The organism is Calidifontibacillus erzurumensis (assembly GCF_013303125.1).
Lineage (GTDB): Bacteria > Bacillota > Bacilli > Bacillales > Bacillaceae_J > Calidifontibacillus > Calidifontibacillus erzurumensis.
Genome location: NZ_JABTTE010000002.1, coordinates 223,284 through 242,171, shown reverse-complemented (window position 1 = coordinate 242,171; position 18,888 = coordinate 223,284). Strand labels below are relative to the sequence as shown.

Annotated in this window: 22 protein-coding genes; 7 read left to right on the top strand and 15 right to left on the bottom strand. The window is 35.6% G+C overall.

What is annotated here, in order from left to right:
* Positions 1 to 56 precede the first annotated feature (56 nt).
* Positions 57 to 1,388 carry a PhoH family protein gene (locus HR057_RS03025; protein WP_173729925.1) on the bottom strand — a complete coding sequence of 444 codons (1,332 nt, stop codon included), beginning with the start codon at positions 1,386 to 1,388 and terminating at the stop codon, positions 57 to 59.
* A gap of 163 nt (positions 1,389 to 1,551) precedes the next feature.
* Between HR057_RS03025 and HR057_RS03020 the strand changes: the two genes are divergently transcribed.
* Positions 1,552 to 2,142: a YhcN/YlaJ family sporulation lipoprotein gene (locus HR057_RS03020; protein WP_173729924.1), complete on the top strand. Its 591-nt coding sequence runs from the start codon at positions 1,552 to 1,554 to the stop codon at positions 2,140 to 2,142.
* Positions 2,143 to 2,190: 48 nt separating this feature from the next.
* On the opposite strand, the gene HR057_RS03015 is transcribed toward HR057_RS03020, so the two are convergent.
* The gene (locus tag HR057_RS03015; protein ID WP_173729923.1) at positions 2,191 to 2,646 is read right to left on the bottom strand and encodes a pyridoxamine 5'-phosphate oxidase family protein; all 456 of its coding nucleotides are present in this window, start codon (positions 2,644 to 2,646) and stop codon (positions 2,191 to 2,193) included.
* Between the two features lie 118 nt (positions 2,647 to 2,764).
* Here HR057_RS03015 and HR057_RS03010 point away from each other — a divergent pair, with 118 nt between their 5' ends.
* Positions 2,765 to 2,965 (top strand): YlaI family protein, encoded by a 201-nt coding sequence (locus tag HR057_RS03010; protein ID WP_173729922.1) that lies wholly within the window; start codon positions 2,765 to 2,767, stop codon positions 2,963 to 2,965.
* A 634-nt stretch (positions 2,966 to 3,599) separates the two neighbouring features.
* On the opposite strand, the gene HR057_RS03005 is transcribed toward HR057_RS03010, so the two are convergent.
* The 3 genes from HR057_RS03005 to typA are packed head-to-tail and all read right to left on the bottom strand — an operon-like array spanning position 3,600 to position 6,106.
* Complete coding sequence (locus HR057_RS03005; RefSeq protein WP_173729921.1) at positions 3,600 to 3,887, bottom strand: hypothetical protein; 288 nt, start codon at positions 3,885 to 3,887, stop codon at positions 3,600 to 3,602.
* 21 nt (positions 3,888 to 3,908) lie between these two features.
* Positions 3,909 to 4,235, bottom strand: a complete 327-nt coding sequence (locus HR057_RS03000) for a YlaH-like family protein (RefSeq protein WP_173729920.1) — start codon at positions 4,233 to 4,235, stop codon at positions 3,909 to 3,911.
* Between the two features lie 32 nt (positions 4,236 to 4,267).
* Positions 4,268 to 6,106 (bottom strand): translational GTPase TypA, encoded by a 1,839-nt coding sequence (gene typA, locus HR057_RS02995; protein ID WP_173729919.1) that lies wholly within the window; start codon positions 6,104 to 6,106, stop codon positions 4,268 to 4,270.
* Positions 6,107 to 6,240: 134 nt separating this feature from the next.
* On the opposite strand from typA, the gene HR057_RS02990 reads away from it, so the two are divergent.
* Positions 6,241 to 6,426, top strand: coding sequence for a YlaF family protein (locus tag HR057_RS02990; protein WP_173729918.1), 186 nt, complete (start codon positions 6,241 to 6,243; stop codon positions 6,424 to 6,426).
* 77 nt (positions 6,427 to 6,503) lie between these two features.
* Here the strand turns inward: HR057_RS02990 and HR057_RS02985 are convergent, their stop codons facing one another.
* The 5 genes from HR057_RS02985 to HR057_RS02965 all read right to left on the bottom strand — a co-directional run bounded on the left by HR057_RS02985 (position 6,504) and on the right by HR057_RS02965 (position 9,942).
* Positions 6,504 to 7,304: an inositol monophosphatase family protein gene (locus tag HR057_RS02985; RefSeq protein WP_173729917.1), complete on the bottom strand. Its 801-nt coding sequence runs from the start codon at positions 7,302 to 7,304 to the stop codon at positions 6,504 to 6,506.
* A gap of 124 nt (positions 7,305 to 7,428) precedes the next feature.
* Positions 7,429 to 7,617, bottom strand: a complete 189-nt coding sequence (locus HR057_RS02980; RefSeq protein ID WP_173729916.1) for a hypothetical protein — start codon at positions 7,615 to 7,617, stop codon at positions 7,429 to 7,431.
* Positions 7,618 to 8,034: 417 nt separating this feature from the next.
* Complete coding sequence (locus HR057_RS02975) at positions 8,035 to 8,655, bottom strand: YktB family protein (protein ID WP_173729915.1); 621 nt, start codon at positions 8,653 to 8,655, stop codon at positions 8,035 to 8,037.
* Between the two features lie 14 nt (positions 8,656 to 8,669).
* Complete coding sequence (locus HR057_RS02970; protein ID WP_173729914.1) at positions 8,670 to 8,948, bottom strand: UPF0223 family protein; 279 nt, start codon at positions 8,946 to 8,948, stop codon at positions 8,670 to 8,672.
* Positions 8,949 to 8,982: 34 nt separating this feature from the next.
* The gene (locus HR057_RS02965; protein WP_173729913.1) at positions 8,983 to 9,942 is read right to left on the bottom strand and encodes an NAD(P)H-dependent flavin oxidoreductase; all 960 of its coding nucleotides are present in this window, start codon (positions 9,940 to 9,942) and stop codon (positions 8,983 to 8,985) included.
* Positions 9,943 to 10,142: 200 nt separating this feature from the next.
* On the opposite strand from HR057_RS02965, the gene HR057_RS02960 reads away from it, so the two are divergent.
* On the top strand, positions 10,143 to 11,615 hold the full coding sequence (locus tag HR057_RS02960; RefSeq protein ID WP_173729912.1) for an aminotransferase class I/II-fold pyridoxal phosphate-dependent enzyme: 1,473 nt from the start codon (positions 10,143 to 10,145) through the stop codon (positions 11,613 to 11,615).
* A gap of 54 nt (positions 11,616 to 11,669) precedes the next feature.
* Here HR057_RS02960 and HR057_RS02955 read toward each other — a convergent pair whose 3' ends face one another.
* Both HR057_RS02955 and HR057_RS02950 read right to left on the bottom strand, forming a co-directional pair.
* Entirely contained in the window at positions 11,670 to 11,786 is a 117-nt protein-coding gene (locus HR057_RS02955) for a GapA-binding peptide SR1P (protein WP_173729911.1), read from the bottom strand.
* A gap of 134 nt (positions 11,787 to 11,920) precedes the next feature.
* Complete coding sequence (locus tag HR057_RS02950; protein WP_173729910.1) at positions 11,921 to 12,220, bottom strand: DUF3055 domain-containing protein; 300 nt, start codon at positions 12,218 to 12,220, stop codon at positions 11,921 to 11,923.
* Positions 12,221 to 12,462: 242 nt separating this feature from the next.
* Between HR057_RS02950 and HR057_RS02945 the strand changes: the two genes are divergently transcribed.
* A complete protein-coding gene (locus tag HR057_RS02945) occupies positions 12,463 to 12,894 on the top strand; it encodes a DUF1885 family protein (RefSeq protein WP_173729909.1) in 432 nt (143 codons plus the stop codon).
* Between the two features lie 15 nt (positions 12,895 to 12,909).
* Here HR057_RS02945 and HR057_RS02940 read toward each other — a convergent pair whose 3' ends face one another.
* Both HR057_RS02940 and HR057_RS02935 read right to left on the bottom strand, forming a co-directional pair.
* On the bottom strand, positions 12,910 to 13,995 hold the full coding sequence (locus tag HR057_RS02940; protein ID WP_173729908.1) for a M23 family metallopeptidase: 1,086 nt from the start codon (positions 13,993 to 13,995) through the stop codon (positions 12,910 to 12,912).
* Positions 13,996 to 14,103: 108 nt separating this feature from the next.
* Positions 14,104 to 14,949, bottom strand: coding sequence for a polysaccharide deacetylase family protein (locus HR057_RS02935; protein ID WP_173729907.1), 846 nt, complete (start codon positions 14,947 to 14,949; stop codon positions 14,104 to 14,106).
* A 167-nt stretch (positions 14,950 to 15,116) separates the two neighbouring features.
* Between HR057_RS02935 and HR057_RS02930 the strand changes: the two genes are divergently transcribed.
* Entirely contained in the window at positions 15,117 to 16,550 is a 1,434-nt protein-coding gene (locus HR057_RS02930; RefSeq protein ID WP_173729906.1) for a DDE-type integrase/transposase/recombinase, read from the top strand.
* A gap of 474 nt (positions 16,551 to 17,024) precedes the next feature.
* Positions 17,025 to 17,399 (top strand): thioredoxin domain-containing protein, encoded by a 375-nt coding sequence (locus HR057_RS02925; RefSeq protein WP_173729905.1) that lies wholly within the window; start codon positions 17,025 to 17,027, stop codon positions 17,397 to 17,399.
* A 76-nt stretch (positions 17,400 to 17,475) separates the two neighbouring features.
* Here HR057_RS02925 and lpdA read toward each other — a convergent pair whose 3' ends face one another.
* Positions 17,476 to 18,888 carry a dihydrolipoyl dehydrogenase gene (gene lpdA, locus HR057_RS02920; RefSeq protein WP_173729904.1) on the bottom strand — a complete coding sequence of 471 codons (1,413 nt, stop codon included), beginning with the start codon at positions 18,886 to 18,888 and terminating at the stop codon, positions 17,476 to 17,478.

Sequence of the window (18,888 nt, the reverse complement as noted above, 5' to 3'; positions counted from 1 at the left end):
GCTTCTTAGACAGCAGGCGTTTCCTCCACTTTTCAAGACCCAATGTTAGCGGCCATTTACAGTAAATCAGCTGCCAATTGAGCCAACGACGATCGCTCACCTTTTACGAAGCGCACATGACCGCTGATCTTTTCTTGTTTAAATTTTTCGACAACATAGGTTAAACCGTTATTATACTCATCCAAGTATGGATGGTCAATTTGTTCCGGGTCACCCATTAATACAATTTTACTTTTCTCTCCTACCCTTGTTAATATTGTCTTTACCTCATGTTTCGATAAGTTTTGGGCTTCATCAATAATAATAAATTGTTCAGGTATGCTCCTTCCCCTTATATAGGTGAGGGCTTCCACTTGGATAGAACCCATGCCAGCCAATATGGCATCAAGCTCACCCGGTTTTTTTGTATTAAATAAGTATTCCAAATTATCGTAAATCGGCTGCATCCACGGCCTTAATTTTTCTTCTTTTTCCCCCGGCAAATATCCGATATCTTTTCCGACTGGGACAATCGGCCGAGCAACCAATAATTTTTTATAAAGCCCTAAATCTTCAGTTTGGTATAATCCAGCTGCTAATGCTAGAAGCGTTTTCCCTGTACCAGCTTTGCCTGTTAGAGTAACAAGCGGGATATCCGGCCTAAGCAATAATTCAATTCCCATCACTTGTTGAACATTTCGCGCTTTAATACCCCAAACTTGCTCTTTCTCGTACAAACATTTTTTCACTAATTTCACATTTTCATCAATCACACCAAGTGCGGATTGTGATGTCCCTAAAGCATCTTTCATAATAATGAATTGATTAGGATAATAATGAAACGCAGGAAGTTTACCTACTTCGATTTGCCCTTTTTCATAAAACTCATTCATTAAATCTTGACTAATATAAACCATTTGAAAACCTGAATAAATATTATCATCAAATTCTACAACACGGTCGCTTAAAAAATCTTCTGCCATTAATCCAACTGCGTCTGCCTTAACCCTAACTAATACATCTTTGCTAACAAGGATAACAGGCCTCCCATTTTCTTTTTTTTGCTCTTCCAAATATAAATTTAACGCAACTGCAAGAATGCGGTTGTCGTTTGTTTTTTCATCAAATATTTCCTGTAACTTTATAAACGACCGATGGTTTAGTTCGATACGAAAACTCCCTCCATTTTCAAGAGGAATCCCTTGATGGATTTTTCCTTGAGTTCGAAGACGGTCGATCAATTTGGATACTTGTCTAGCATTTCTTCCAATTTCATCCATATTTCTTTTTTTAGAATCAACTTCTTCTAGAACAACTGCTGGAATGACAACTTCATTATCTTCAAAAGAAAAGATTGCACGTGGATCTTGAAGTAATACGTTTGTATCGAGGACGTAAATTTTTTTCAATGCTTCTCCTCCTGACCATCTGTTTTCTATTTTCGTTTAAAGGAGATCTTGTAGACGGACGCTCTCGTTAAAATATATGAAAACTTGAATAAACTTAGACGAATTATTAAACACTAAACCAAAACCATTATTATTTAAATTATATGGAAAGGTTGGAGAAACGGTGCAGAAATTATGGATATTAGCTTTAGCGCTATTTATCATAGCTGGTTGTGCCCAAAACGAATCAAAGGAATCTGTAGGGGAAAATAACCAAAATTATGCAATGGAAATTAGCCAAAAAACGAATAATGCCAATCGCCACACATTAAACGGTGAAGAAAGGGCGGAATATTTAGCAAATTTAGCAGCAAGAGTTCCTGATGTGAAAGATGCAACTGTTGTTGTGGCAGGCGACTATGCGGTTATTGGGATTGACGTTGATAAAGATTTGGATCGGTCACGGGTCGGTTCGATTAAATATTCAGTTGCTGAAGCTTTGAAAGACGATCCATTAGGTGCAAACGCAGTTGTTGTTGCCGATCCCGATACTGTAGAAAGACTTAGGGAAATGAGAGATGAAATTGCAAATGGCAGACCGATTGAAGGCATTATCAATGAATTAGCGGCTATAGTCGGAAGAATGATGCCACAAATTCCTCAAGACCTCAATAAAAATGAAGATCCGCTTGAACAAAATGACAAACAGCTGTCAAACAAGCAGGAAAAACAATTAGAAAATATTAAAAAAGAACAATCATCTTCTAAAATGTAAAAAGAAAGCTTAGATTTGTGTGTCTAGGAACACCCTAGACTACACAATCTAAGCTTTTTTCATTGCTTCCATGACTTGACGGTCTAATTTTTCAGCAGCTTCTTTATCATATGTTTTTTCATAAGAAACATCTGCAGAAATTTTTGAACCGTAAAACATTACATCACGAACTTCATGAATTTTGATTTCAATCAATGCCAATTTTAGAGGTACACCCTCAAGTTTTTCAACTTTAACATTGGCATCACCACTAATTGAAAATGTCGTACCAAAAGCAATTGTTGTCAAAACAACTTTAGGATTATTTTTAATATTTTGAACAATTCTAGATCGATTATCAACAGCAAAATAAATTTTTTCTGGCCCAGGTGCATATACCCAAGAAATTGCATTCACATTTGGACCGCCAGTTTCAAAATCCACTGTTGCAATCGTTGCATATCTTTCCTTTTGTAAAATACCCAAAAGTTCACTTGTTAATTGTTGTTCTACTTGTTGTGCCATAACCTTACCTCCACAAAATTTGTACATTTACATACTATACCTTTTTTGCCAACAAATAAAACCATTTGCTTAAATTTCTTATTATTTTCACTTATAATAAAAACGAGGTGAACAAAATATGAGAGTAAAATGCGTTCTTTGCGATAAAATAGATATCCTTGACGACGAATTACCGCTTGCAAAGAGATTAAGAAATAGACCCATTCATACATATATGTGTGATGAATGCAACGAAAGAATTCGAATAAAAACGGAAAACCGTATGAAAACTGGAAAATTTAATCTTTACAAACATCGGATTGATAAAGAGGAATGGTAACATCATTCATTCTTTAACGCATAAACAAAATAATAGAGAAGTTCTTTTACTTTGCCGGAATTACGCTAATACAAAATTTGCAAAACGAAGTCCAACTAGGGAATAGAGGAAGCAATGAAGTATTGAAAGGTGGCGGGCTTACGAAAAATAATATTTTGATTTTTATTTGCTGGATCCCAGCTTTAAATATATTATGTTCATTTATTAGTTCAAAATTTGAAATAAGAATATTTTCCTAAATTATTTTTTCTTTACTAATTTTTAGTACGTTACTTGTTTTTTTTGACAGCAAATTCTATTATTACAAGATTGCTTTTATGCCGCAGTATTTTAACCGCTTATAGTTTATCGAATGGATGATTATTAAAACCCAACCCATATAAAAAGCAATTTCTTAATCCAGTTGACTTCCTTATTCCCTCAAAAAGGATTTTGATTTTAGTATTGTTGTGTAAACTCATCCTATGATGCACCCTTTTTAGAATTTCCTGTTGCATGAGTATTTAAAGTGGTTACGTGCTTTCTTTAAATTCCTTCAGCAATAACACCTTTATTTACTGCTAACTCAGCCTCAGACTTTCAATCTTTAGACTAAAAAAGCTGGCAGACCCAAATTTGCGCCTGCCAGCTTTTATTATTCAATAATAGGGTATTTATGAGGTTCTTTTTCTATCGCTTGCAGCATGAAATCAACCAATTCTTTCGGAAACCGCATCGATTTTTTTTCACCTTGATGCATGTAATGAACATAATATAAATCTTCTTTTTCCTCTATCTGAAGAATTTTTTCTACATGATAATCTTCCTTTAAAACAGCGTCAAAATATGCAAGTGTTTCTTGGGCTGCTTTATCATTTGGCCTTGCATTGCTAACAACTTTTATACTTAACCAGTTGTAAAAAGCATCTTGTAAATTTTTCATAACAAAAACTCCTTAGCAATTTTAGGCTTTATTTTGATCTTTTCTTTGAAGGTGCAATCGATATCTATAGATCCCTAAAACGATGGCTGTAATAAATAAACCTTCAGCAACTGGCAATCGCACACCTAATAAAGTAAGGGGCGCACAACCGATCAGTAATAAAATATAAATAATAATTGTTTTTAAAATCGGAAGTTTTTGGGCAAAACCAAGGTTAAAAACGATAATTGACAAAATGACAATCGCAATATAAAGGAGAAGCATTCCCCTTTCAATATTTTGGTGGACACCAACGAGTTCCGCAAAAGCCGACAACATCGAAGGATCCAATTTCGTTACTTCCTCCATCTCCACCACTCCTTCCTTTTCCCAAAATTTATTTACTCTACTTGAGCATATTTCTTTTTCTTAGCAGCTTTTTCCCGCTCGTTTTTATCTAATATTTTTTTACGTAGTCTAATTGACTTAGGTGTAACTTCACAATACTCATCATCATTTAAAAACTCTAGCGACTGTTCTAGGGTCATAATTCTTGGCTTTTTAATATTTTCCGTTGATTCTTTCGTTGATGAACGAATATTTGTAACATGCTTCGTTTTTGTAATATTTACGGTTAAATCATTTTCACGCGTATGTTCACCAACGATCATTCCTTCATATACTTCCGTACCTGGTTCTACAAAAATGACACCACGATCTTCAAGGGCAAGGATGCTGTAAGCAGTTGCTTTACCTGTTTCCATCGCCACAAGAACCCCTTGTCTGCGGCCCCCTACTTGACCTGGAATAATCGGTTGGTAACTGTCAAACGAATGGTTTAAAATACCTAAACCGCGTGTGAGACTCAAAAATTCAGTCGTATAACCAATCAATCCTCTAGATGGGACGATAAATTCCAACTGAACTTGTCCATTCCCGTCATTTGCCATATCTAACATTTCGCCTTTTCTTGAACCTAATGATTCAATAATAGCCCCAGTGAAGTCTTCGGGTACATTGATTTGAACACGTTCAACCGGTTCGCAAAGGGTGCCGTCTATTTCACGAATAATAACCTCAGGTTTGGACACTTGCAGTTCATACCCTTCCCGGCGCATATTTTCAATTAATATTGATAAATGGAGCTCTCCTCTTCCGGAAACAATCCATGCATCTGGTGATTCCGTATTTTCGACACGCAAGCTAACATCCGTTTCTAGCTGTTGGCGCAGTCTTTCTTCCAGTTTTCGGCTTGTAATCCACTTCCCTTCACGGCCAGCAAATGGACTGTTATTTACTAAAAAGGTCATTTGCAAAGTCGGTTCATCAATTCTTAAAGGAGGCAGCGCTTCTTGATGTTCAATTGGGCATACTGTTTCTCCAACATTAATTTGTTCCATTCCGGAAACAGCAACAAGGTCACCCGCATAAGCTTCGTTTATTTCAACCCGTTTTAAACCAATAAAGCCAAACATTTTCGTCACACGGAACGTCTTAACTGATCCGTCTAGCTTCATTAAAGCCACTTGTTGTCCAACTCTCATCGTTCCGCGGAAAATACGTCCAATTCCAATTCTTCCTACATAATCATTGTAATCTAAAAGCGCAACTTGAAATTGAAGAGGTTCTTTTCGATTATCAATCGGAGCTGGTATATATTTTATGATCGCTTCAAATAACGCTGTCATGTCCTCATCTTGTTTATCAGGATCCATACTTGCTGTCCCATTTATAGCAGAAGCATATACGACCGGAAATTCAATTTGATTTTCATCAGCACCAAGCTCAATAAACAATTCAAGGACCTCGTCCACAACTTCTTTCGGTCTTGCAAAATCACGGTCAATTTTATTGATAACAACAATTGGCGTCAATTTTTGTTCCAACGCTTTTTTCAATACAAAGCGCGTCTGCGGCATACAACCTTCAAAAGCGTCTACAACAAGCAAGACACCATCCACCATTTTCATAATCCGTTCAACTTCACCGCCAAAATCAGCATGGCCTGGTGTATCTAAAATATTAATGCGCGTATCTTTATAGTGAATGGCCGTATTTTTTGCCAAAATCGTAATACCGCGTTCTTTTTCTAAGTCATTAAAATCCAAAGCCCTTTCTTCCACTTGCTCATTGGCACGAAATGTTCCGGATTGACGCAAAAGTTGGTCTACTAATGTTGTTTTTCCGTGGTCTACGTGGGCAATAATTGCAATATTTCTAATATCTTCTCTTAATTTCAAACTAGTCATCTCCTATATATTCATACAATTTTGTGTTATAGTTAAAATTACATTGTTTGATTATTTGCAACTAAAAAATTATAACATAACATTAAAAAAATGTACTAACTGAATGAAATGAGGAGTTGACCAATATGAAAAATATCAACTTTTTATTTTTATGCTTGGCAATCATTGGTGTCATTTCGTTAGGATCCATTGGTGTTGCTATTGCAGAAGGAAGCTTCTTTGGAATTATCATTTCTTGTTTGGCATCCATTACCATTATTGGATTTGGTTTTATGTTAAAGAAAAAAATGCGCCAAGCCAATAAATTATAAAAATGGGAGCTGTTCAGATCACAAATGGATCATGAACTGCTCCTTTTTTACTTTTCTATATTTAAGAAGAAACTCCCTTATTTTATTAAAAAATTTTTCAATATGGATTCATGTAACCCCGGCTTTGCTGCAAATACAGGTGATTGTTTCGTTAATATTGTTAAAGGGTCCCCGTTGATCGTACTTATTTTTCCTCCCACTTCTTCAATTAAGATCTTTCCAGCAGCATAATCCCATGGTGATAGGCGCAATGAAATATAACCATCAATTTTCCCTGAAGCAGTATAAGCCAATTCAATAGCAGCGGAACCGAATGACCGAGTCCCTCTTAAATTATTAATAAGGTGCGGAATAATGCCTTCTTTAATCCGTTTTTTTTCAAAAACCCAAGCAGAATTGACTCCAATTACCGCATCTCCTACGTCAATTGACCCCAAAGCCGGAAGCTTCCGATCATTCAAAAAAGCGCCTTGACCTTTTACTGCATAATAAAGGTCTTTTTGAGCAACATCATAAATCAAACCGATAATTCCTTCACCATTATGATAAATCGCTACGGAAATGGCAAAATGGCGCTGCATATGAACAAAATTCATCGTTCCGTCAATCGGATCGATAATCCAAATCGTACCATCGAGAGAAGTAATTTTATCCCCAAACCCTTCCTCACCTAATATGCGATGATCCGGATAAGATTTTTGAATATTTTTTATGAAAAATCTTTCTATTTGCTTGTCCATATTCGTAACAAGATCAGATCTATTTTCTTTAAAGTCGACCGTTATCTCTTTCTGAAAAGACGTTCGAATTTGTTCCCCAGCATCTACTGTCAAATCACGTGCAAATTTAAAAAGATGTTCAAAATTGCGTTTTTGCAAAACTGTTGCCTCCTAAATCGAATTTACCATTAATTCTCATTATATAGGAAATTTTACGATATGTATAATCTTTCACAGATCAGTCCATAAAAAACGAACCATTTTTAGGTTCGTCAAAAAATGTCTATGCTTGTAAACGGAGCAATTCTTGCCGGAATTGTTCCAATATTAGTTTTGATTTTCTAATTTGTGCCTCATCATTCGCCATCATCGCATCATATAGTGTTGCCAATTCATAATCAATCTCTAACTTTAACACTGGCAGTCTTTTTTCCGCTTCATTTCTTTTTAAAACCCTAACCACTTGCTTCACCACGCAACACCCCTTTTCGAAAAATTATTGACTATTCATGATTGCCGATTTCTTATGAATACTTTTTTTCTTGATATATAGTATGAATTTCTACAATGATTTGGAACAAAATTAATGGATTCACCTATGCCGATTCCTTTTTGGATCTTACTAGAATCATTTGCAAGTGGTGATCGTGGGACAATAGAACCATTCCTTATTATCAAATTTAATATTGTGAAGGATAACGTCTACATAATTGTAGGGATTGAGTAGGAAGGTTTTTCTAAATTCAGAAGCTGTTTTTTAGTACAGAATAGGGAAGAATCGAATATGAATCTGAACATAAAAGAAATTTTTTATGAAGTTCAAAAAGCCGCTTGTTTTTCGCAAGCGGCAATCTTTTAAGTGAATAAATAATTCATATTCATTTCTACTTTAAGCAGACATCGAAACTTTATATATTGGTAGTAGTGTAAAAAATATATTTTTTACCGTGTTTATAAATTCATCCCCATTTTGTAAGATAGGGTCATCAGTAGAAAATAGTTTTCCAATTAAAAATTCACCTTTTTTAATATCTCGGAAACGTTCCAAAGCTTTAACCATCTCATCTGCATTTGTAACCGGAAATGCATCCTTTTGTGTATGATCAACAGAAATAACATAGTCTTCAGGAAGTTCTTTAATTAATTGAATTTGATCTAAGAGAGCTTGACCAATTTGTTTTTTATTAGGTAATTCATAAATAAAAGCAAGCCACACAAAGACATGATCATCAAATAAGCCTACTTGAAAATGAGGATGCTTTTTGTATCCTCGTTTATCATGGGCAATTGCAAGCCACGTATCATTTGGCGGATTAACCGTCCTTCTTGCATGTTTGGCAATATGTAAATACATATCATTTCCCAATTTCATTTCGAGCTCACTAACAAGATTGGAACCAATTGCTTGAAATTTCGGCTGAATATGAGAACGGATCAATTCCATTCTTTGTTCTAGGCCTGGTACAGTAAAAATTTGAAAATCATCTTTTGTAAAACTTGGTAAACTCACTTTTTCACTCCTTCTTAAACTTCCATTTTAATTTTTTGTCCGTCATTTTTTTCTCTAGCTTCTTTTATTGTATGGTAACAAGAGTATCCTGTCGCCTTATCGAACTTTCCGCACAATTGTTTTTCTTCCCCTTTGGAAGGCACAATTTCTTTAAAACGCCTATATGCGGCAAGCAGTTTTTCACGAATAATACCTTTTTCATACGCTTCTTCAATACATTGAAAAAAATAAATAACATCAATCACTTCCTGTTTAGACCAGTCTTCCGATAAAGGATAACTATATTGCTGCAATGATTTCACCACGCTTTTAAAATTCTACTTTTTCTCATTGTGCCCAGACTTTTCGAATTGATTCAGCTTCTGCTATCATCCGTTTAAATAGTTCGTCCACTGTTGGAATATCTTTTATTAATCCCATCACTTGACCTGCCCAGCCGAAGCCTTCTTTTTCATTTCCTTCATAGATATACCGTTTGTTAGCTTCACCGCTAATATAATCTTTTAAATGCTCATAATCACCGAATTTTTGTTCAAGTTCAAGAATTTTGTCAGTGAACTCACTCGCTATTGCTCTTGCCGGAGCGCCAATTGAACGCTTAATAACGATTGTATCATTTTCCGTTCCTTCAACAAGCTTTCTTTTGTAATTTTCATGGGCATGTACACATTCTTTCGTTGCAATAAATCTAGTTCCCATTTCAATTCCTTCTGCACCTAATGCTAAGGCTGCCATTAAACCGCGGCCATCGCCGATTCCGCCTGAAGCAACAACTGGAATGGACACTGCATCAACGACTTGCGGTACCAATACAAATGTTCCCGTATCATTTTTGCCAAGATGCCCCCCACCTTCTTGACCGACAACGATAACAGCATCCGCTCCTAATTCTTCTGCTTTCTCTGCCTGCCTTCGTGCAGCAACTAATACAAGCTTTTTGACTGATACACCTTTTAACATATCAAACATTGGTGCAGGATTCCCACCCGTCATCGTGATGACAGGGACCTTTTCATCAATAGCTACTTGAAGCATATGATCAAATCTTCTTCCATGTTGGCCAATTGCAAAATTTACTCCAAAAGGTTTATCTGTAATTTTTCTAACTTTTTTGATTTCTTCTCTTAAATCATCTGGAGTTTCAAGAGACATTGCCGTAATTTGCCCTAAACCGCCGGCATTCGATACAGCAGCAGCTAATTCAGAATACGCCAAATATGCAAGCCCACCTTGGATAATTGGGTATTGAATTTCTAACATTTCTGTTATTTTTGTTTTCCAGTTCAACTTATTGGCCCCCTTTAAAATTCAACTATAACAATTTTCTCTTTAATTGTTCTATATGTATATAAAAATTCCTTTCATGAATTGTATTTCTTACCATTTCTTAAAAGATACATAGAGGAAAATAATTGTTCTTGAAAATTTTATTGCATTTGATAAAATTTATTTGTTTTATGTAACTTGAACGTATTGAGGTGTCTAACTTGAATCAAAATGAAACTCCCCTTTTTACAGGACTATTAGAACATGCCAAAAAAAATCCCATTCAATTTCATATTCCAGGTCACAAAAAAGGAACTGGAATTGACCCTGAATTTAGAGAGTTTATCGGTAATAATGCACTGTCAATTGACTTAATCAATATCGGACCTTTAGATGATTTGCATCATCCGCATGGAATTATTCAAAAGGCACAAAAACTTGCAGCTGAAGCATTCGGTGCAGACCATACTTTCTTTTCCGTCCAAGGGACAAGCGGTGCAATTATGACAATGATCATGTCTGTGTGTAAGCCGGGAGACAAAATTATCGTACCTAGAAATGTGCATAAATCAATTATGTCAGCCATCATTTTCTCTGGTGCGACCCCTATTTTTATCCATCCAGTCATTGATAAAAATTTGGGAATATCCCATGGCATCACAACAGATGCAGTTCGAAAAGCGATTAAAGCTCATCCAGATGCCAAAGGTCTATTAGTCATTAATCCTACTTATTTTGGCATTGCTGCTAATTTAAAAGAAATTGTTGACATCGCCCATTCTTATAATGTTCCAGTATTAGTGGATGAAGCGCACGGTGTTCATATTCATTTTCACGAAGATTTGCCAATGTCAGCCATGCAAGCTGGTGCAGATATGGCAGCAACAAGCGTTCATAAACTTGGCGGCTCCATGACACAAAGCTCCATTTTGAATGTGAAGGAAGGTTTGATTTCGGCCAAGCATGTTCAAACAATCATTAGCATGCTAACAACTACATCAACTTCCTATATATTATTAGCATCTCTCGATTGTGCTCGCAGGCAGCTTGCAACAAGAGGAAAGGAACTGATCGATAAAGCGATTCGTCTTGCTGAATCAACAAGAAAGCAAATTAATGAAATACCATATCTTTATTGTGCTGGCAAAGAAATTCTTGGAACGAAAGCGACGTACGATTATGATCCTACTAAACTAATAATTTCTGTTAAAGATTTAGGTATGACCGGTTATGAAGCGGAAATTTGGCTGCGAGAAAATTACAATATTGAAGTTGAACTTTCAGATCTTTATAACATTCTTTGCATTATTACAATAGGAGATACTGAAAGAGAAACTGAAATTTTAGTCAAGGCATTAAGAGACCTATCAGAAAGTCGAAGGTCTTCGTCAAAAGAGACAAAAGCGATTGAAGTGCATGTTCCAGCTATTCCACGTCTAGCTTTGTCACCTCGGGATGCATTTTACGCGGAGACAGAAGTTGTGCCGATAGAAGAATCCATCGGAAGAATTAGCGCTGAATTTATTATGGTGTATCCACCTGGAATCCCAATTCTCATTCCTGGAGAAATTATTACGAAAGAAAACATCGATTATGCCAAAGAAAATTTAGAAGTAGGTTTACCTGTACAGGGACCAGAAGATGAAAGTCTGAACCATTTACGTGTAATTAAAGAATTTAGTCCGATTAAATAAAATAAGAGTATGGCAGGTTTCGCCATACTCTTTTTATTATTCTAAAAACAAGTTTTAATTTTCTTCTTTTTGTTCACAACATCCGCAACTTTTCGCATAAAGAGTCGTTACTTTTTCATCTTCAAAATGTTCGATTGTGCTTTCACAATTTTGGCAAACGATTGTGCCCATGAATTCATCCCCTTTTAGATGGAAACGTTTTAATATATCATATTTTCATGATATTATGTCATACTATTTATTGTCAAGGCCATTTTTCGTATAGCACATTTTATAAATGTTTCCATCTAAAGTAGGATTTATATTTAATCATACTGGGTTTCAAAACGAGAAGTCGGTAAATTTTGTTCAAAAAATACGGCTAAATCCATTGCTTGTTTATCATTTTTTAAGCGGAAAATCTTTTTTAACTGTTCGTAATCTTGAATATCTTCTCCATCAAGAAGAGTAGAACAACCAGACTGCATACATACAACCATTGGTTTCCCAAAAAATTGATTGGTGTATATAATGCCAAAATCATAACGGAAATCATCAGTTGAAAATCCAATGAATCGAACTTTGGTCGTTTCACTTTCATCATAAAGCCTTTCAATGGTAGCCATTTTGTTCCCCCTCCTTTATCAATTTGTGATTTTATTCACAATGTTTTTATTTTTATTGTAACGATAAAATTTTCAATATTCAATACATTTCACATTGTGAATGTTTCTATTTTATGAACTTTTAAAAAAATATATGTTTTTTTGACAAATCACTCGTTCCTAATTCCCAGTTGTAAACAGCATTGAAAAAATGCTATCATAGAAAACGGAGCGTCAGCTAACGGTTTTGAGGGGGATAGGATATGTCAAGAACTGCATACATAAAACTAGTACCAGCATCCATTAAGCAAGAAGTAACATTAGAAGAACTGAAAGATTATTTCAATTATTATAAGGAGATTACAAGTAAAACTGGAGAACAATTGGGTTGGGAATATGAAGAAAACGCTTTTCCATATGAAATAAAAGAACGGGAAGATGCAAACGGCCAATGGTTTTACTTAAAAGGAATAAAAGATCGCTATAACTTTATTTTATTAGGGGTTGGTTCAGAAGAAGTTGAAGATGAAAATGGCACACGCCAGCAAAATTTTATTCAAATTGCTCTCCCAGAAACTGCAACTTACGGAGATAAAAATAAAGCAAATGAATTTGCCAAATTTTTAGCCCGAAAATTGAATGGGGAACTTCATCTATTTAATGGAAGAATTATGTATTTTTATGATAAAAAATAAAGGCTAGCCGATGGACTAGCCTTTTTTGTTGGAAAAAACTGCTTGTAAAACTTCTTCGATTTCTTTTGTTGTCAGCCCTTTCCAAAACAATTCCCCTTTATATAACAAATCTAAATGAAGATGAAGTTCCGATTGATTTCCTTTTACCTCACCGCTTGTCCCAGAATTGCCCACATAGCCAATCAAAGTATTTGCATTTACAACGTCCCCAACTTGAAGATCTTCATTAATTTTGTCTAAATGTGCGAATCGTGCCTGAAGTCCATTCTCATATTGAATCCAAACTTGTCTTCCCCTTAAACGGTCTAAAATATAAGCAGGTGTAAACCCCGCTTTTGCAGCAAGTTGCAAATCATTATTTCTCTCTCTTTCAGACTTGTATGGCTCATATTCGTGGTCAGCACGAATTACAATTCCATCATACATAGCATATACTTCTGTTGCACGGTCAATCGGCACCCCTGATGCATATCCATACCAATCAATCCCTTCATGAACACCATGACGATAGGTTCTTTTGGCGCCAGGTAAGTGAGTAGGAATGGTTGCCACTTGCGCTCCTTTGATCGGCTTTTCCAGTACGTTTAACAATTGGATAACATTTTCCACATTACCAAGTACAGTCTGATTACTTGCTTCATCAATCATTGTTTCTTTTGCCATATCAGGCATTTTCACGAAAAAGCGATTATTCTCCATTTTTGTTGTAAATCCGACCGTATCAATAAGAAATTGCTGTAATATCCATGTATTATTATTTCGAATGACAAAAACATCTTTTGGACATGGCAAAAATAGTCCATCCTTTTCTAAAACTGGAAGTCCTAAAGTAAAAAAATAGCGGTTTTCTCCAATTTTCAGTTCAAGTGTTTGATTGACATTGTCAAAAAGAGCATGTCCTTTCATGAAGTCAATGAAAGGACGCACTTGTATATACATTTGATTGTTGATCATTTTATGAGGGATTTCCCCCCATTTTTCCGACAGGTCAATTTGAACAAATTGTTCGTCTCTTTCCTTTGCTCTAGTTTGATCATCATTCGTATTTTTGCAAGCGCTAATACATAATAGCAACACTAGAATTAAGAGCAGTTGCCTCAAAATACCACGCTCCTGTCATCTCTTTTCAACATGACATTTTTTCCTGTTTGTGCCTTGAATATACAAATAACAAATGCCCCCTAATGGAGGCATTGTATGTATCTTAAATTAATGAATCGTTTCTATCACATGTGGATCGACTATTTCAAATCCTTTGTTCTTTAAACCGATCACGATATCTTTTAAAGCGTCCTTTGTCCATTCTCGGTCATGCATTAATAAATTAGCGCCATCTTGAAGCAAATTTGTATTTACCATTATCTCTCTAATTGCATCTTTTGTCATATACGGTTCCAAAAAATCATACCCATAAGTCCAGTTCATTAAAACCATTTTTTCTTCAAGTACAATTTGCCTACTAAAATCTGTATTTGCTCCAAACGGGGCTCTGAAAAATTTTGGTCTTTCTCCGGTAATTTCTTCAACCAAATCATTTAACTTTACAATTTCTTCATATTGTTTTTCCTTTGGTAATTTTTTTAAATTTGCATGAGTCATCGTATGATTGCCAATCATAAAGCCCATATCATATATTTCCTTTAAGACCGCTTTTTGTTCGTCAGTTTTCAAAAAATGCCCATTCACAAAAAATATCGCTTGTACATTTAATTGTTTTAAAATTTTTGCCATTTCTAGTGCATGTTTATCCGGAGCATCATCAATGGTCAAGAGCACTACGTTCTCATTGCTTTCATTCAAAGGCTCAACAGCAAATGAAGTTGGGTTTACCCTATATTTTGGCTTTTCTATTTCGATCATTTCATTATTTTGCATATCCTCCCCCTTATGTTCATCTTCATCTTTATTATTCTCTCTATCCTCTGCGCTAGTCTCCATTTTATGATCAACACTAGTATTCTCATCTTCTATTAAAGAATTAGAATCCATTTTATACGCACAAGCTGTAAGAAGTAATAATATTAATATTAAATAAAGATAAACTCCCCATTTCATTAAATATCCCCCATGAAATTTTACGTAATGTCAAAACTTTATATAGAAAATAAGTTAATAAATCCTATAATAGAGGGCTTTTTGAGCAAAAAAATTGCCACTCCCTAAATTTTAGGTCATAGTGAGGTTACCACACCAAACACCAACCTAAAAAAGGAAGTGGCAAGTTGTACCCTCACATTATAACCTATTTACTAACATTTATAAACTATCAAGAACAAATCATTCGAACATTGCTTACCCTTTTGACAGGGAAAAGTCTTTTTAATAAACCAGAAGAAACACCTGTAAACAAACCATATCGTAAACTGCAGGTGGATGATCTTCCGATGATCGAAACTTATGAGAAATTGGACTATCAACTACTTTTACAAGAATTCTTAGAGACCAATGGAAAGCCCTTAAAACCTGTAAAAAGGCGAAAAACTTCGACCCCAGTGCCAACCTCACTAAACTGTCCACGGTGTGGTGCTCCATCCGATTATCTTTATGCTAATAACGGTGGAAAAGGACAGTATCAATGTAAGGTGTGCCAATGTCTATTTAGTAAAAAGAATCGCTTTCTTAAAGAGCTAACTCTGAAATGTCCTCATTGTTCAAAGCCTCTTGAAAAGATTAAGGAACGGAAATATTTCAACGTGTACAAGTGTAAAAACAATAATTGCTCTTACTACAAGAACAAGATAACTGGAATGTCCAAAAAAGAGAAAAAACAATTTAAAAAGGATCCTCAAGCATTTAAGGTAAGATACATTTACCGTGAATTTCGGATTGATTATAAACCTTTATCCAAGGAATCACCAAAGAAACCGAAAGTGGATTTATCTCGTATTTATGTGTCTTCTCATACCTTGGGACTCATCTTGACTTATCATGTGAACTATGGCTTATCTGCCCGTAAAACAGCTGCACTCATGAAGGATGTACATGGCATTCATATTTCTCATCAAACCATTTTGAATTACGAGAAAAGTGTAGCTCTCACGTTAAAACCTTACATAGATTACTATCCTTATGAGCTTTCAGGTCAATTCTGTGGCGATGAAACCTATATCCGTGTAAATGGGCGCTGGCATTATCTTTTCTTCTTCTTCGATGCAGTAAAGAAAAGCATCCTGTCCTATCCGGTTTCTCCAAACCGGGATACAGTATCAGCTATTCGTGCGATAGATGAAGTGCTTGTGAAAATGAAGAAGATTCCAGAAGACCTCACATTTATTGTCGATGGGAATCCAATATATCTACTAGCCCAACATTTCTTTGCCCAACATGATATTTGGTTTGATGTTAAGCAAGTGATTGGGCTAACAAATGAGGACCCTGTTTCAGCAGAATACAGACCGCTAAAGCAAATCATCGAAAGACTGAATCGCACTTTTAAGGGCAATTATAGGTCGACGCATGGCTTTGGATCTGAAAATGGGTCTGTTGCCTTTGTAACCTTATTTGTAGCTTACTTTAACTTTCTAAGACCACATTCAGCACTTGAAGGTAAAGTACCTGTTGTGAATCCAGCACTTGAGAAAATAACTACTATGCCTGGACGTTGGACAAAACTCATTGAATTAGCCCAACAATGGATTATCGAGCAAACAGCCTAACTTTTGTTTTGCAGAGCCCTTAATCAGTAATCGGCGTAGCGAACTCTTGACAAACTGAACGGAGAAAAAGGTTAAAATTGGTAAATGTCAAGGGTTATTTGTCATGCCTATCTTTTGTTCCCTTCGCCCTTGTTACTCTTTTCGCAACCTTTTTCGACTGTTTGTCAAGAGCGATTACGGGTATCACCGCCAATCCAATTTGGTAGCATCTGTTGAAAAGCTTCAGTTTTCATAAAACTTTTGACACTACCAAATTTTACTTTTTTTACATTATAGTATAGGTATGAAAAATAAAGCACTAGTTTATTTCAATACAATTCCGTCATTTTTATTTCACAACTATATCTAGTATTTCTAAATTTTTCATTTATGTAACAAATAGATGACAAACCTTCCACTTTTTAAAATGAATGATAAAATATGACATAGGCATGGGTGTTCTAATTTCTCTTTCAGAAAGAAGTGAGCAACATTATGAAAAAGAAACTTGGATTGATATTTTTATCCGTGTTTTTTTTATCAGCCTGCAACACAGTCGATAGTGATGCAGTATCTAAAATCAAATTGGACAGTGAAGGCTATACTCTCTTGTTTTTTTCTGATGAAGAAAAAATTAGGCTAGAAAATAATTATTATGATGTCCTACTTGATCTTAGAAAAAAGTTTCCTAATGAAATGGCGGATGTAATCCTTGTACAGTCCACAAATAAAAATGAAAAAATTAAAAAGTTCAATGTAAGTGTCTACCCTACTTTAATCGTTATAAAAGATGGAGAAGAAAAGACACGGATTGAAGGCAAGAAAAGTAAAAGAGAAATTATGAATCACCTAATGAATGCCATTGAATAATAAAGAAAAAACTTATAAGTAATTTAAAAAGCTGTTTCAATCACTTGAAACAGCTCTTTTTTTGTTTAAAAACTCATTATTTTATTATGTGAATAGGAGTTCCGAGCGCTACTTCTGCAGCTTCCATTGCCATTTCTCCTAAAGTTGGATGAGCGTGGATCGTTAAAGCAATATCTTCAACCGTCATGCCTGCTTCAATGGCTAATCCTAGTTCCGCAATCATATCAGACGCATTCGCACCAACGATTTGAGCACCAATCAACAAACCATCGCTCTTTCTTGAAACGAGTTTTATAAAACCGTCTGTTTCGTTTAATGCAAGCGCACGTCCATTGGCAGCAAACGGGAATTTAGCAGTCATAACATCTATTCCTTTTTCTTTAGCCTCATGCTCGAAATAGCCTACAGAAGCACATTCCGGATCAGAAAAGACGACCGCTGGAATCGCCCGATAGTCGATTTCAGACGGTTGTCCTGCAATTGCTTCAGCAGCAATTTTCCCTTCATAAGAAGCTTTATGGGCAAGGGGAGGTCCGGAAACAATATCACCTATCGCATAAATATTCGGAATAGACGTCCTGCATTGTTTATCAATCTCGATGAGACCTCGTTCGGTCATTTTAATACCTATATTTTCTAAACCAATTTCTGTTGTATTTGGTTTCCGTCCTACAGTAACGAGTACATAATTGGCTTCAACTGTTTTACGATCTCTGCCAGCTTCAAATGTTACTTTCACACCTGTTTCCGTTTCTTCTACATTTTGAGCTAAAGCCTTTGTATATATTTCAACATTGCCTTTGTTTTTTAAACGTTTTTTAACAACAGCGCTCATTTGTTTTTCAAAACCTGATAGAATTTCACCGCCTGCTTCCAAAATCGTAATTTCAGTGCCAAAATTAGCAAAGACAGTCCCAAGTTCGATTCCTATATAACCGCCGCCAATCACAATCATTTTTTTCGGTATTTCCGCTAGTTGCAGTGCACCAGTCGAATCGAGAACACGTTTGGAAAATTTAAAGTTAGGCAGTTCGATTGGTCTTGACCCAGTCGCAATGATCGCATGTTTAAAATTATACGTTTGAGCCGATTTCTCGCTCATGACCCGTACTGAATTTGCATCAACAAAATAAGCTTCTCCTTTAACAATATCAACTTTATTTCCCTTTAGCAGCGCTCCAACGCCATTGGTCAGTTTATCAACAATGCTCTTTTTCCATTCTTGAACCTTTTCGAAATCAACTTTTATATTTTCAACATAAATTCCTATGTCTTTTGAATGTTTCGCGGTTTCATAGCGATGGCTTGCTGAAATAAGCGCTTTTGAAGGGATGCAGCCAACGTTAAGGCATACCCCCCCTAAATTTTCTTTTTCAACAATCGTTACTTTTTGGCCAAGTTGGGCAGCCCGTAAGGCTGCAACATATCCCCCAGGACCGGATCCTACAACGAGCGTATCTGTTTCAATTGGAAAATCACCTACTACCAT

Bases quoted from the DNA above. Each gene is read 5' to 3' on its own strand.
- HR057_RS03015 (WP_173729923.1), bottom strand. From the start codon at position 2,646: ATGGCACAACAAGTAGAACAACAATTAACAAGTGAACTTTTGGGTATT.
- HR057_RS03010 (WP_173729922.1), top strand. From the start codon at position 2,765: ATGAGAGTAAAATGCGTTCTTTGCGATAAAATAGATATCCTTGACGAC.
- HR057_RS03005 (WP_173729921.1), bottom strand. From the start codon at position 3,887: ATGAAAAATTTACAAGATGCTTTTTACAACTGGTTAAGTATAAAAGTT.
- HR057_RS03000 (WP_173729920.1), bottom strand. From the start codon at position 4,235: ATGGAGGAAGTAACGAAATTGGATCCTTCGATGTTGTCGGCTTTTGCG.
- HR057_RS02990 (WP_173729918.1), top strand. From the start codon at position 6,241: ATGAAAAATATCAACTTTTTATTTTTATGCTTGGCAATCATTGGTGTC.
- HR057_RS02955 (WP_173729911.1), bottom strand. From the start codon at position 11,786: ATGGGCACAATCGTTTGCCAAAATTGTGAAAGCACAATCGAACATTTT.
- HR057_RS02950 (WP_173729910.1), bottom strand. From the start codon at position 12,220: ATGGCTACCATTGAAAGGCTTTATGATGAAAGTGAAACGACCAAAGTT.
- HR057_RS02945 (WP_173729909.1), top strand. From the start codon at position 12,463: ATGTCAAGAACTGCATACATAAAACTAGTACCAGCATCCATTAAGCAA.
- HR057_RS02935 (WP_173729907.1), bottom strand. From the start codon at position 14,949: ATGAAATGGGGAGTTTATCTTTATTTAATATTAATATTATTACTTCTT.
- HR057_RS02925 (WP_173729905.1), top strand. From the start codon at position 17,025: ATGAAAAAGAAACTTGGATTGATATTTTTATCCGTGTTTTTTTTATCA.
- lpdA (WP_173729904.1), bottom strand. From the start codon at position 18,888: ATGGTAGTAGGTGATTTTCCAATTGAAACAGATACGCTCGTTGTAGGA.